11 protein-coding genes are annotated in these 13,851 nt (G+C 65.1%); 7 read left to right on the forward strand and 4 right to left on the reverse strand.

Going from position 1 to position 13,851, the window contains the following annotated elements; all coding sequences use genetic code 11:
• Positions 1–34: 34 nt before the first annotated feature.
• The 6 genes from AB4099_RS05730 to yddG all read left to right on the forward strand — a co-directional run bounded on the left by AB4099_RS05730 (position 35) and on the right by yddG (position 7,230).
• A complete protein-coding gene (locus AB4099_RS05730; RefSeq protein WP_113518621.1) occupies positions 35–1,057 on the forward strand; it encodes an amino acid ABC transporter substrate-binding protein in 1,023 nt (340 codons plus the stop codon).
• A gap of 85 nt (positions 1,058–1,142) precedes the next feature.
• Complete coding sequence (locus AB4099_RS05735; RefSeq protein ID WP_441477343.1) at positions 1,143–2,315, forward strand: amino acid ABC transporter permease; 1,173 nt, start codon at positions 1,143–1,145, stop codon at positions 2,313–2,315.
• Between the two features lies 1 nt (position 2,316).
• A complete protein-coding gene (locus AB4099_RS05740) occupies positions 2,317–3,438 on the forward strand; it encodes an amino acid ABC transporter permease (RefSeq protein ID WP_441477344.1) in 1,122 nt (373 codons plus the stop codon).
• 48 nt (positions 3,439–3,486) lie between these two features.
• Positions 3,487–4,761 (forward strand): NAD(P)/FAD-dependent oxidoreductase, encoded by a 1,275-nt coding sequence (locus AB4099_RS05745; RefSeq protein WP_441477676.1) that lies wholly within the window; start codon positions 3,487–3,489, stop codon positions 4,759–4,761.
• 227 nt (positions 4,762–4,988) lie between these two features.
• Positions 4,989–6,200: an alpha/beta hydrolase gene (locus AB4099_RS05750; protein ID WP_441477345.1), complete on the forward strand. Its 1,212-nt coding sequence runs from the start codon at positions 4,989–4,991 to the stop codon at positions 6,198–6,200.
• A 175-nt stretch (positions 6,201–6,375) separates the two neighbouring features.
• The gene (gene yddG / locus AB4099_RS05755) at positions 6,376–7,230 is read left to right on the forward strand and encodes an aromatic amino acid exporter YddG (protein WP_441477346.1); all 855 of its coding nucleotides are present in this window, start codon (positions 6,376–6,378) and stop codon (positions 7,228–7,230) included.
• A 6-nt stretch (positions 7,231–7,236) separates the two neighbouring features.
• Here yddG and AB4099_RS05760 read toward each other — a convergent pair whose 3' ends face one another.
• From AB4099_RS05760 to argH, 4 genes are all read right to left on the reverse strand, one after another.
• Positions 7,237–9,918, reverse strand: coding sequence for a TIGR02302 family protein (locus AB4099_RS05760; protein ID WP_441477347.1), 2,682 nt, complete (start codon positions 9,916–9,918; stop codon positions 7,237–7,239).
• 130 nt (positions 9,919–10,048) lie between these two features.
• A complete protein-coding gene (lysA, locus tag AB4099_RS05765; RefSeq protein ID WP_441477348.1) occupies positions 10,049–11,341 on the reverse strand; it encodes a diaminopimelate decarboxylase in 1,293 nt (430 codons plus the stop codon).
• A 7-nt stretch (positions 11,342–11,348) separates the two neighbouring features.
• Positions 11,349–11,609: an LPS translocon maturation chaperone LptM gene (gene lptM / locus AB4099_RS05770; protein WP_441477349.1), complete on the reverse strand. Its 261-nt coding sequence runs from the start codon at positions 11,607–11,609 to the stop codon at positions 11,349–11,351.
• 165 nt (positions 11,610–11,774) lie between these two features.
• Positions 11,775–13,166, reverse strand: a complete 1,392-nt coding sequence (gene argH, locus AB4099_RS05775) for an argininosuccinate lyase (protein WP_441477350.1) — start codon at positions 13,164–13,166, stop codon at positions 11,775–11,777.
• Between the two features lie 29 nt (positions 13,167–13,195).
• On the opposite strand from argH, the gene tlpA reads away from it, so the two are divergent.
• A complete protein-coding gene (tlpA, locus tag AB4099_RS05780) occupies positions 13,196–13,825 on the forward strand; it encodes a thiol:disulfide interchange protein TlpA (protein ID WP_441477351.1) in 630 nt (209 codons plus the stop codon).
• Positions 13,826–13,851: the final 26 nt, after the last annotated feature.

Consider the following 13,851-nt stretch of genomic DNA (forward strand, 5'->3'; position numbering starts at 1 on the left):
AAAGGCGGGCCCAGGGGAGTGAACAATGCCGAAAATGATCAATAAAATTGCTGCGCTCGGGATCGCCGCCGCCGCACTCGCCGTATTTGCGGGTCCGGCCTCGGCACAGGCGACGCTCGATACCGTGAAGAAGCGTGGCAAGGTCCTTTGCGGTGTTTCGCCAAGTTCCGCCGGCTACTCCTACGCTGACGACAAGGGCGTGCGTCAGGGATTCGATACGGATGTTTGTCGTGCAGTGTCGTCTGCAGTGTTCGGCGCGCCCGACAAGGTCGAATTCGTCCCGCTCAACACCAATATCCGCTTCCAGGCCCTGCAGTCCGGCGAGATCGACGTGTTGTCGCGCCAGACTACCATGACCTTCTCGCGTGACAACTCGCTCGGGCTCGATTTCGCGCCGATCGTTTTCTATGACGGCCAGGGCTTGATGGTCTCGACCAAGCTCGGTGTGAAGAGCGCGTCGGAACTCTCGCAGGCAGCGATCTGCCTGCTGCCCGGCACGACGACGCTCCAGAACCTCGAGGACTATTTCAAGCCGCGCAACATCAAGTACGAGGCCGTCGTCTTCGAGGACAACAACGAGTGGCGCAACGCCTTCTTCTCGGGCCGCTGCGACGTCATCACCACCGACCGCTCCGACCTTGCTTCGGTGCGCGCCGTTGCGAATGATCCCAAGCAGTTCGTCATCCTGCCCGAGACGATCTCGAAGGAGCCGCTCGCGCCCGTCGTTCGCCAGAACGACAGCAACTGGCGGGACATCGTCTCCTGGTCGGTCAATACGCTGATCGCGGCTGAGGAATACGGCATCACCCAGGCCAATGTCGACGAGCAGCTCAAGAGCAAGGATCCCGAAATCCAGCGCATGCTGGGCGTCAATGGCGATCTCGGCAAGATGCTGAATCTCGACAACAAATGGGCCTATAACATCATCAAGCAGAACGGCAATTACGGCGAAATCTTCGAGCGCAGCCTGGGCGAGAAGACGGCGCTTGGCCTGAGCCGTGGCCCCAACCAGCTCTGGAACAAGGGCGGCCTGCTCTATTCGCCACCGTTCCGGTGATCACAGCCACCGTGCGTTCCCTCGATTGAACTGAGACCGCCGGCAGCGCTCCGTTGCCGGCGGCCCTCCAGCCCGGGACAGCTCGATGGCTTCCTCTGCATCCAGTCCGGTGCGGCTGCTCTATGACGTGCGCGTGCGCGCCGTGCTCTATCAGGTCGTCGCCGTGGCCCTCGTCGTCGGTGTCGGGCTCTATCTGTTCGGCAATGTCTCGCGCAAGCTGGCGGAACAGAATATCGCGACCGGCTTTGCCTATCTCTCGCGGCCCGCCGGCTTCGTCATCAGTCAGTCCTTCATCAGCTATGATTCCGGCGATACTTACGCGCGTGCCCTGCTCGTCGGCATCTTCAACACGATCTGGGTGTCGATCTTCGCGGTCACCCTTTCGACGCTGCTCGGACTGGTTATCGGCATCGCCCGGCTGTCGCGCAATCCTCTGCTGTCCTTCCTGGCGCTGATCTATGTCGAGGCGCTGCGCAACGTACCACTGCTTCTGTACCTCTTCCTGTGGTACGCGCTCATCGTCGCGGTCTTCCCGCCCGTGCGCGAAGCCTGGCAGCCATTGCCCGAGGTCTTCCTGAGCAATGGCGGCCTGATTGTTCCGTCGCTGCGCTGGTCATCCGCGCATACCGGCATCCTCGCAGCGGTGATCGTCGGTATCGCGCTGGCGTTCGTCGTGGCATCCAGGCTGCGCAACCGACGCGTCGCCTCCGGACAGAACCAGACGGGATGGCCGCTCATCCTCGCCGCCCTTCTTGGCCCTCCCCTGCTGGCGATCCTGCTGCTGCAGCCTGATTTCGTGATCAATTGGCCGGAAAAGGGCCGGTTCCGCATCACGGGCGGCGTTCAGGTCACCCCGGAATTCACGGCATTGCTGGTCGGACTCGGCCTTTCCGCCTCGGCCGGAATTGCGGAGATCGTGCGCGCCGGCATCCTTTCGGTCGGGCGCGGCCAATGGGAAGCGGCGCGTGCTGTGGGATTGCATGACCGTCAGACCATGCGGCTCGTCGTGCTGCCGCAGGCGCTGCGCGTGATCGTGCCGCCGCTGACCAGTTCCTATCTGTCGACGTTCAAGAACTCGTCGCTCGCCATCGCCATCGGCTATCCCGATCTCGTGATGGTTTCCAACACCACGATGAACCAGACTGGGCAGGCGATCGAGGGCATCGCCATCTTCATGCTGGTCTATCTCAGCATGTCGATCACGATCTCCCTGTTCATGAACTGGTACAACGCCCGCGTCGCGCTGGTGGAGCGCTGAGATGGTCAGCGCCGCCGAAATGGAAACACTCAACCTGGCGCGGGCAGACCTGCCGCCACCACGCGGGCGCGAATGGACCGCCCGGTTGAAGCCCTTTCTGGGCACGCCGATCAATGCCGTCATCACCCTGGCCTGCCTGTGGCTGATCTATCGCCTGGTCACGGGAGCCTGGGGCTGGCTCGTGACGCGCGCGGTGCTCGAAGGCGGGCCCCAGGCGTGCAAGGTCGGAGCCGGGGCTTGCTGGCCGTTCCTGGCGGCGAAGCTGCGATTCATGATCTTCGGCTTCTACCCTTACGACGAACACTGGCGGCCGGCCTTTGCGGTGGTCCTGTTCCTCGGTGCCATGATCGTTTCAATGATCCCGCGCTTCTGGTCGCGGCGGCTGCTTTGGCTCTGGCTGGCCGTGCCGGTGATCTGCGGCGTGCTGATGTATGGCGGCGTGTTCGGCCTGCCTGTCGTCAGCACCACGAACTGGGGTGGCCTGCCGCTCTCCTTCATGCTGTCTTCGGTCGGCTTGGCGTTCGGTTTCCCCCTGGGTGTCGTGCTGGCGCTGGCACGCAGTTCGAAACTGCCGGCCATTCAGGTCATCGCCATTATCTTCATCGAGGTCGTCCGCGGCGTGCCGTTGGTTTCGATCCTGTTCATGGCCTCGGTGATGCTGCCGCTGTTCATGCCGGACGGGCTCACGGTCGACAAGCTGCTGCGGGCACAGGTCGCGATCATCATCTTCGCCGGAGCCTATATCGCGGAAACCGTCAGGGGCGGACTGCAAGCGGTCTCGAAAGGCCAGCACGAAGCGGCTGCAGCGCTCGGGCTCGGCTACTGGCTGTCGATGCGCAAGATCATCCTGCCGCAGGCGCTGAAGATCGTGATCCCGCCGCTCGTCAATATCTTCATCGGCTTCTTCCAGGACACCACGCTGGTCACCATCATCGGCCTCCTCGACTTTCTCGATACGGTTCGTGCATCGCTGCGGGACCCGAACTGGCAGGGTATCGCCGTAATCGAGGGATATGTGTTTGCCGCTCTGGTCTATGCCCTGTTCAGCTATGGCATGGGGTCCTATAGCCGGTTCCTTGAGCGTCGACTCAAGACCGATCACGATCGCAGTCCGGCCCACTGACCGGACTGCGTCGCTCCTCCTGCGACAAGAGTCTTGCTGGGCATCATGCTGACCTATCCCGATACCTTCTATGCCCGCACCGCCGCCACGACGAACAAGAGGGCCCCGCTGCAGAGCCGCATCGAGGTCGATACCTGCATCATTGGCGGCGGGCTCGCCGGGCTCACCTGCGCCTATGAATTGGCCCGGGCCGGACGCTCGGTCGCGGTGCTGGAAGCCGAGGCGGTCGGCTGGGGCGCATCGGGGCGCAATGGCGGCTTCGTCAGCCCCGGCTATGCCCGCAGCCATTCTTCGATCGCAAGCGCCATTGGTGAGGCCAAGGCGAACGAACTCCATGGCCTCTCGATCGAGGGCATGCGCATCGTCTCCGACAACATTCGCGACCTCGCCATCGCCGGTGCCGATCCCCGGCCGGGCAGGATCAGCGTCGTGCGCTATGACAGCGGCGACAGTCTCGCTCGGGCTCGCGACCAGTTGGCGCGGGATCACGGCTACACCGTCGACTTCTGGCCGACCGCGCAGGTTCGCGAGGTGCTTCGTTCGCCGAAGTACCACCAGGCCCTGTTTGATCCCCATTCCTTCCACATCCATCCGCTGAACTACGTACGCGCCCTGGCGGACGCCATCGAAACGCTGGGAGGGCGAATCATCGAGGGATCGCGCGTTGTCTCGGCCGAGCTCTCCGGTCCCGAGAAACGCCTGGTCACCGCATCGGGAGAGCTGCGCGCCCGGCAGGTCGTGATCGCCTGCGGCGGCTATACCGACAACCTCGTGCCGAAGCTGCGCTCGAGCCAGTTACCGATCGCGACCTATGTGCTGACGACCGAGGCAGCGCCGGAGCTGATCGCCAAGGCCATCGGGACGCGCGCTGCGATCAGCGATGACCGTCGTGCCGGGGATTATTATCGCATCGTCGAGGATGGCCAGCGCCTGCTCTGGGGCGGCCGCATCACCACCCGCACCAGCGAGCCGCGCGATCTCGCCGCCCTGTTGCGCCGGACCATGATCTCGACCTATCCCGAGCTCGAAGCACTGAAGGTCGAGATCGCATGGTCGGGCCTGATGTCCTATGCGCGGCATCTGATGCCGCAGATTGGCCAGCTCGGCCCGAATGTCTGGCACTGCCTCGGCTTTGGCGGACATGGGCTCAACACCACCGCGATCGGCGGTCGCGTCATTGCCGAGGCCATTCTCGGAACCAGCGATCGCCATCGTCTGTTCGCGCCCTTCGGCCTCGTCTGGAACGGTGGCATATTCGGCACCGTCGCTGTCCAGGCGACCTATTGGCGCTATCAGATGATGGATTGGCTGCGCGAGCGTTGAGCGCAAGCGGTCGCAGCTCCGGCGCGCCCCTGATCGCAAAATCAGCCCCGCGTGACCGAGAGCGACCGTTTTGGCGCGGACAAGCGCTGAGCTCGCAAGGATTGCAGTGTCCGAGCACAGATTCAGGCTCGGTCGCCCCCGAGGAATGAGCCGATAGAAGCAGCCATGCTCCGCTTCTTTACGGCCTCCTCTCCACGTCATACGCTCCAGACGCCGGGGAGCCGTACATGACCTTTTTGCAAGCGGGCGTGGGGTACAGCATTCGTCGTTCGAGACGGGGCTGTTTACTATCATCCCGCATGCGTTGGACGGCGATCGCCGGCGCGATCATCGCCGCGGCGCTTGCGGGCGCCTGCGCCTCACGGCCCGAAACGGGGTTCCTGGCCCCAGTTGCAGTAGCAGATGCAGGGTCGACCTCGCACACGATCCTGGTCGCCACCACACGCCAGCGCGACGATCGGCCCGGCACGCTCTTCAACGGCGAGCGCGCGATGCCGCTCGATTTCGCCAAGATCGAGGTGTCCGTTCCGCCAACGCACACACCCGGCGAGATCGAATGGGCCTCGACGGCTCCTGGCGATCCGAGGACCAATTTCGTCGTGCGCCAGGCCGGTTATCTCGACGGAGAGCAGGCCTTCGTCAGGTCCCTCAATGCCCAGCTCGCCCTGCGCCCGCGCGGCAGCCGCAACGTCGTGCTCTTCATCCATGGCTACAACACCATGTTCGCGGAAGGGCTCTACCGCTTCGCCCAGGTGGTGCACGATTCCCAGGCGCCTGCCGTGCCGGTGCTGTTCACCTGGGCATCGCGCGGGGCGTTGACGCAATACGTCTATGACTCGAACAGCGCGACGGCGGCACGCGACAACCTGGAACGGACGATCCGACTGCTCCTGGCCAGCAATGCCGAGAAGGTCAGTATCCTGGCCCACTCGATGGGCAACTGGGTCACTGTCGAAGCCCTGCGCCAGATCAAGATTTCTGGCGAACTCTCCGGCGCCGGGAAGATCGGTATGGTCATTCTTGCCGCGCCCGATATCGACATCGACGTCTTCAAGACTCAGATGCGGCGCTTTGGAAAACCCAAGAGGCCGTTCTTCATCGTGCTCTCCAAGGATGACAAGGCGCTTGGTGCCTCGAGCTTCATTGCCGGCGGCCAGGGCCGCGTCGGAGATGCCCAAAACGCAGAGGAATTGGCGGAGCTTGGCGCCGTTGTCGTCGACATGACCGAGGTGAAGGCCAATGATTCAAGCAATCACGGCAAGTTCGCGCAATTGGCGGAGATCGCGCCCCAACTGAAGAGCACCCTGGAGCGCGGCGTTGGAAGGCAGACACACGCGACCGAAAATGCGCGGGAGGCCCTGGGCGACTCGCTCGAAGCGATCGTCTCGGTGCCACTCAAGATTCTTGGCGCACCGATCAAGATCATCACGGGGCGATGAGCCACGCCGCGCCGGACTATCGGCACCGCCGCGGGATCAGGACGTCAGGATACGAGTGCACATAACGTCCGTTCGGAGACGAGCTGCGCGCTGCGGCTCAGCGGCGCTATCGATGGGCAGCGAGCCGTCGATCTGATATCGCCTGCGGCGCCCGCCCTCGCGAACCTCGTTCCCGATGATGACCTCCCGCACCGCGACCCTCACCGGCTTTGGCGCCGTCCTGCTCTGGTCGACACTGGCGCTGTTCACCGCCATGTCGGGTCGCATACCGCCGTTCCAGCTCGTCGGCATGACATTTGCCATCGGCAGCGTGCTGATCCTCTGCATCACCGCCGCACGCGGGCAACTGCGCCGGGCTCGGCCGACCTGGGGCTCGTTCGCGCTTGGCCTCTACGGTCCCTTCGGCGACACCGCTCTCTACTATGCCGCGGTCAAGACCGCGCCGCCGGCCGAGGCCAACCTGATCCACTATCTCTGGCCGTTGCTGATCGTGCTTTTTGCTGCGCTGCTGCCGGGCGGCGGCCTGAAGCTGCGGCATCTGATCGGGGCCTTGATCGGGCTCGCCGCGACTGCGCTGCTGATCTCGGGTGGGCTCAGTGCGGGCGGCGAGCTCTCGCTCGGACACGGGCTCGCTGCGCTTGGCGCCTTCGTCTGGGCAAGCTACTCGGTTCTGTCACGCCGATTTGCCGAGGTGCCGTCCGAAAGCCTTGGCGTCACCCTGCTTGGCTGCGCTGCAGCCGCTTTTGCGTGCCACGCAGCCTTCGAGACGACGCTCTGGTCGCTAACAACAGTTGAATGGGCGGGCGCGCTCGGGCTCGGCCTCGGCTCGATCGGGCTGGCCTTCATCTGTTGGGATATCGGCATGAAGCGCGGCGACGTCGCCTTCCTCGGTGTCGCTTCCTATGCCGCACCGGTGCTCTCCACCCTCATCCTCGTGATCACGGGCTATGCGGCCGCGAGCTGGCTGCTCGCGGCGTCCTGCGCTCTGATCGTGGCCGGGGCGCTGGTTGCGAGTTCGCGCAAGGCCTGAAAGCGCTCAGTTCCGCCGGAGCAACCGCTCGAGATAGTCGAGTTCTTCGAGCGGCCGGGACGGATCTCCGAGTCGGCGGCGCAGTTCTTCGAGGATACGCCGCGCCCGCTGCGTCGCACTTTCATCGGCCCCGGGCACGCGCACGCGGCCATCGGCCCAGTCGCGCTGACGCTGCGGTCGTCCGAGCGGATCGTCACGGCCGCGCTGCTGCGCCGAAGGCCGGCCGGCCGGCTGACCGTCCGGCTCGCCGAAAGCGCCTTCCGTGCCGTCGCCGTCACCGGGCTGCCCCTGCATTTGCTGGGCGAGGTTCTGCCCGCCACGGCGCAAGGCATCGAGCGCCTTGCCCTGCGATTCGAGCGCGCCCTCGCCCTGCCCCTGGCCGAGCTGGCCTTCCGCCTCGCGCATGGCGTCCTCTGCCTCGCCGAGTTCGCCGGACTCCGGCGCGCCCATGCCGCGCATCCGCCGCTGCAGGTCCTGCAGGCGCTCGCGCAGAGCCTGCTGGCGCTGCGACAGCCCCTGACCCTGACCCTGACCCTGCTGGCCCTCGGCACCCTGCTGTCCGTCCTCGCTCTCGCCGTCTTCGCCTTCTTGCCCGGGCTGCTGCTGGCCGCGCTGCCCGCGCTGGCCCTGTTGACCCTGCTGCCGTTGTCCCTGGCCAGGGCGTGCCTGCTGCTGGCCAGGCCGACGGCCCTGCTGGGCCCGGTTCTGACGCTGCTGTTCCTGCTGATAAGTCTCATCGCGCAGGTTCTGCTGGTCGCGGGTCATCCGATCGAGATCGCCGAGCGCCTGGTTCATCTCGCGCTGCCTCGGGTCCTGCTGGCCCGGCCGCGCCATCTGGAGATTGTTGAGGAGGTTATTCAGCTCCTCCATCAGCCGCTGAGCCTCGGCCATGTCGCCGCGTCGGGAAAGCTCCTCGATCCGGTTCAGCATGTTCTGCAGGTCGCGCGGCGTCACCGAGCGGAAATTCTCCGGCAGTTGCGCCTGGTTCTGATCGCCATTCTGCTGCTGCCGCTGCATCTGCTGGGCGAGCTCGCGCATGAACTTGTCGAGTGCCCGCCGCATATCCTCGGTCAGCTTGCGGATCTCCTCCTCGGTTGCCCCGCGCTCCAGAGCCTGCTGCAGTCGCTCCTGGGCAGCGCGCAGATCGCGCTCCGCATCGGAGAGATCGCCATCCTCGAGCTGGAGCGCCATGCCCCACATCAGGTCGGCGACATCGCGCAACTGGTCGTCATTGGTCGCGCGCCGCAGCCTTTCGCCGATCATGCGCATGCCGAGATAGACGCCGGCCTCCTTCATGAAGCGATCAGGCTCGATCAGCAGCGCGTCCATGGCGAGCTGAACGCGCTTGCGCGCATCGACATCCATGACGAGCTTGCGCCGCTGCTCGACCAGGGCCTTGGCGAGAGGCTTGGTGAAGGTGCGCTGCGGCAAGACGACCTCGATCGTCTCGCTGCGGCCCTCCTGCCCGGCCTCATCGCGCGCAACGAGCACCATCTTGACCTTGGCGCCGGCCCAGGGATGAGCAGAGAAATCGACGGTGTTCTTCAGCTCTTCCTCGCCGGACGGGGATGATGGAACGCTGAGCGCCTGCTTCGGAGGCTCAACCAGCGAACGCCCGCCAGATGGGGCCCCGGCCCGCGAGACGACGACTTCAGCCGAGGCAATGCCATAATCATCCTTGGCGCGGAATGTCAGGCCCAGCCCGCCTTGTACCCCGCTGACCGGTTTCGGCGGCTCGACGAAGCTGATCTGAGGCGGCTGGTCGGCAACCGCGGTCAGGGTCAGCGTCGCCTGCGGCGCGCCACTACCGGTGATCCTCAGCGTGCCATTGCCGGTCAACATGTAGCGTTTTTCCAGCACGGCAACCGAGCCCGCCTCGACCGGCTTACCCTCCTTCGCTTGCGACGGCGGCAGCACATCGAGCCGGCCCGTGGTCACGACATCCATGCCGCTCTTGCCGGCAATGCGAATCACCACGGTCGATTTTTCCGGCGCCGTGAAGGCGGTGTCGTGCAGCCGGGCGAAATCGATCAGGATTGGCGGCAGGCGCGTATAGGCGGGCGGATCGATCCAGGCGTCGATCCGGGCGGCTGCAACCGGGGCGGACGGACCGCGCCAGTCGAAGGCAGCCGAGATGCGAGGCCCGGCCTCGTGGCCAGCGACGAAGAAGGCGGTAACGGCGGCCAGCAGCGGCACAGCGCGAATGGCAAGCCGGTCACGCATGGCCATGCGTGGCCGCGGCGGAGCCACCCGCAGGCCCGCAACCTGCGCGCCCTGCCGTTCGACGTGGAGTTTCCATAGTGCCTGCGAAACCGGATCGCTCGAACCGACGGCGAGACTGTCCTCCAGTGCCGAGGCCGGGCGATGCGCCCCTTGCAGCGACTGGTCGAGCCGCGCCAGCGCATCGCGCCGCGACGGCAAGGGCGTGCGAGCAACATGCAAGATGCTGGCAGCCAACCCAGCGAAGAAGAGCGCGACGCCGGTGGCGCGGCCCTGCCAGGGCAGGTGCGTCCACAACCCGAGCCAGGACAGCGCCAGGAACGTGAGGATAATCGCTGCGGGCAACCAGAGCCGGGGCCAGAGGCGCTCCCAGGCAAGCGAGGCGCGGGACACCGCAGCCAACCTGCCGAGGCGCTGGCGGATGCTCCCGATCGGATCAAGCGCCGTGCGGCGCTGCGCCTCTTTCATGCCGTCGCTCCGAGCCGCCCCCGCTCCGCGTGAACCCCAATAGATAACACCACGCTAACACGTGAATATGGCAAGGCCAGAGCGCAGCCTCGCCACACACAGGCCGCTCCGCGTTTCGTGAACCGCAGGCTCAGGCCAGCCAGGGCGGTGCACGATCCGTGCCGATCAGGTCTTCATAGCTCTGGCGCGGGCGCGTCACGGCAAATTCGGTGCCTTTGACCAGCACTTCGGCGACCAGCGGACGCTGATTATAGGTCGAAGACATGCTGGCGCCATAGGCACCCGCTGTCATGAAGGCGATCAGGTCGTGCTGCTTCAGCTCCGGCAGCAGGCGATCGGTGGTGAAGGTATCGCCCGATTCACAGATCGGTCCGACGACATCATAGGCAAGCTTGCGCATATCGGCGGCAGGCTCGGCCACAGGCCAGATCTCGTGATACGCCTCGTACATCGCGGGCCGCAGCAGGTCGTTCATCGCCGCATCGACGACCAGGAACTGCTTGGTGGGCCGCGAATTGAGGTGCAAAACCTGCGTCAGCAGGATGCCGGCATTGCCGACGATCAGGCGGCCTGGCTCGAACCCGAGCTCGACATCGAGCCCCTTGGTGACACGTCCGACCATGGCCGCGTAATCCTCGATCAGGCTCGGACCGTGATCGAAATCCTTCGGGATCTCATAGGGAATTCCAAGCCCCCCGCCGAGATCGAGCCGGTCGACCCGGTGCCCTTCCGCCCGCAGACTGCCAACCAGACCGACCATCTTGGCATAGGCCGCCTCGAAAGCCTCGGTCTCGCGGATCTGGCTGCCGATATGGACCGCCAGCCCCATCATCCGGACGCCCGGCATATTGGCGGCGCGTGCGTAGAGCCGGCTCGCCTCCTCGAAAGAAACGCCGAACTTGTTGGCGGCCGAGCCGGTGGTGATCTTCGCGTGGCCGCCGGCGCCGATATCAGGATTGACGCGGAAGACAGCCTCCTGGCGCTTGCCGAGCCTTGCCGCCACTTTCGACAACAGTTCGAGTTCGCTCTCCGACTCGATGTTGATCTGGAAGATGCCGGCCCCAACAGCGAAGGCAAGTTCGCTCTCGCTCTTGCCGACGCCGGAAAAGACGATCTTCTCGGGAGCGAAACCGGCGGCAAGCGCCTTGCGCACTTCGCCTTCCGAGACGGTATCGGCCCCCGCACCAAGTGCGGCCAGCGTCTTCAGGACGCCGAGATTGCCGTTCGCCTTGACCGCATAGAAGACGTGCGGCGCCGGAGCCGCGGGATCAATGCCGCGCATCGCACTCTCAAACAGCCTGTAGTGCCGCTCGATCGTCGCCGAGGAATAGACGTAGACGGGCGTCCCGACCTCGGCAGCAATCCGGCGCAGATCGACATCCTCGGCGAAGAGCGCGCCGTCGCGATAGGCAAAGTGATGCATCGGAATCTCAGAGCAGAGGGTCGAGCACGAAGCTCTTGTTGGGAATCGGGATCGTGCGACTTGATTTCGGTGGCTTGGCGATCGGTGAGGTCGTGGTCTCCGGCACACGGTTCTCGACCGCGCCGATGTCCTCGTCAGGCAGGTCGATGGCATTGGTTGCGTTCGGCGGCGCTTCGAGCGGTCCCTTGCGGCCGCAGGCAGTCAAAGCGAGACCTAGCAGGCCGGCGACCATGATGGCGCGGCCGAGTTTCAGGCGGGGATGCGGCACGAACGGGAATCCTCGGGCAATATGTGGCGGGGACTGTAGCGAAAGGCGCGCGTGCTTGCGAGCCTTTGCAGCGACGGAGCGTCATTCCCAGGGCAGAATGCAGGGCCGCCCCGGAAATCGCCTGCGGTCATGCCCAGGTCGAGCCCGGGCATCTCCCACGAATTGTCACTGCTGCTCCTTGGCGAGCTGCTTCAGCCAGCGCTTGGCCTGACGACGGACATTGGCCGGCGCCGTGCCGCCATAGCTGACACGGCTCTTCACCGACTGCTCGACGCCGAGCACGGCGAAGACAGCCTCGGTGATCTGCGGCTCGACGTCCTGCATCTCGGCCAGCGTCAGCTTCTCCAGCCCGATGCCTCTGGCAGAAGCGACGCCGACCAGCTTGCCAGTGACGTGATGCGCATCCCGGAACGGCATCTTCAGAACCTGGACCAGCCAGTCGGCAAGGTCGGTCGCGGTGGCGTAGCCGAGGCCCGCCGCCTTCTTCATCACCTTCAGGTTGGGCTCCATGTCGCGGACCATCCCCGACGTGGCGGCAAGGCACAGCGAGAGCGACTGCAGCGCATCGAAAGTGCCTTCCTTGTCCTCCTGCATATCTTTGGAATAGGTGAGCGGCAGCCCCTTCATCATCGTCAGCAGCGCCTGAAGATGCCCGAAGACGCGTCCCGCCTTGCCGCGCACCAGCTCGGCAGCGTCGGGATTGCGCTTCTGCGGCATGATCGAGGAGCCGGTCGAGAATTTGTCCGAGAGCTTGACGAAGCCGAACTGGGGCGTCGCCCACAGCACGATCTCCTCGGCGAAACGCGAGAGATGCATGGCGCAGATCGAGGCCGCCGCGAGTGTCTCCAGCACGAAATCGCGATCCGAGACCGAATCCAGTGAATTGGCGGTCGGCCTGGCGAAGCCGAGCGCCTTGGCCGTGTGGAAGCGATCGATCGGGAAGGATGTGCCGGCAAGCGCCGCAGCGCCGAGCGGGCATTCGTTGAGGCGCTCGCGCGCATCATGGACACGACCGCGGTCGCGCGCCAGCATCTCGACATAGGCGAGCATGTGATGCCCGAATGTCACCGGCTGCGCCGACTGCAGATGCGTGAAGCCCGGCATCACCGCGCCGGCATGGGCCTCGGCCTTCTCGGCAAGGGCCAGTTGCAGGTCGGCGATCTGCCGATCGAGCGTTTCAAGCGTATCGCGCACCCACAGACGCATATCGGTCGCGACCTGATCGTTGCGCGAGCGAGCCGTGTGCAGACGGCCCGCCGCAGCGCCGATCCGCTCCTTGAGATTGCTCTCGACATTCATGTGAATGTCTTCGAGCGCGCGGGAGAACGTGAAAGTCCCGGATTCGATCTCGGCCTCGATCGCTTTGAGCCCTGCGCTGATCACGTTCACATCATCGCGGGTCAGGATGCCGGTCTCGCCCAGCATCGCCGCATGCGCCAACGAGCCCCGGATATCCTGGCGCCACAGGCGCTGGTCGAAGTCGATGGAGGCATTGATCTCCTCCATGATGGCGTCCGGCCCCGTGGCGAAACGCCCTCCCCACATGCGATTGCTCACGACGCTCTTTCCTGCTTTTTGGACGCGCAATGACGTCTCGTTCGAAAACACTTGCCGCCTTCGGCGCTCTCGCCTTGATTGCGTTCGGCGGCGTCGCGGCCTTCTACTCTGTCCAGGGCCGAGCCGGCAATTCGGGATCATGTTCGGCGGCGGCAGCGACGGCTGAAAAATTGCGCCCGTTGGCACGCGGCGAACTTGCAGCCGTGGAGGTTGCAAGGGCATCGCAGCCCCTGCCGAATCTTGCCTTCAACGGCCCCGACGGTCAGCCGACCACCTTGTCAGCCTTCAAGGGGCGGACCGTCCTGGTCAATCTCTGGGCGACATGGTGCCTGCCCTGCCTGCATGAGATGCCGTCGCTGGACGCGCTGCAGGGCAAGCTCGGCGGCCAGGACTTCGCGGTGGTCGCGATCAATATCGACACCCGGAACCTCGAGAAGCCGAAAACCTGGCTTGCCGAGCGCAAGATCGACCAGCTCGGCTATTACGCCGATCCGGAGGCCAAGGTCTTCCAGGATCTGCGCTCGGCCAAGAAGATCGAGGGCATGCCGGTCAGCTTCCTGGTCGACCCGTCGGGCTGTGAACTCGCGATGCTCCAGGGCCCTGCCGACTGGGCGAGCCAGGACGCGCTCTCCTTCATCCGCACCGCGCTCGGACGCTGAGCCGCCGCGGTTTGCCTGATCGCGCG

Source organism: Allobosea sp. 2KB_26, from assembly GCF_052115715.1.
In the GTDB taxonomy this organism is placed as follows: Bacteria; Pseudomonadota; Alphaproteobacteria; order Rhizobiales; family Beijerinckiaceae; genus Allobosea.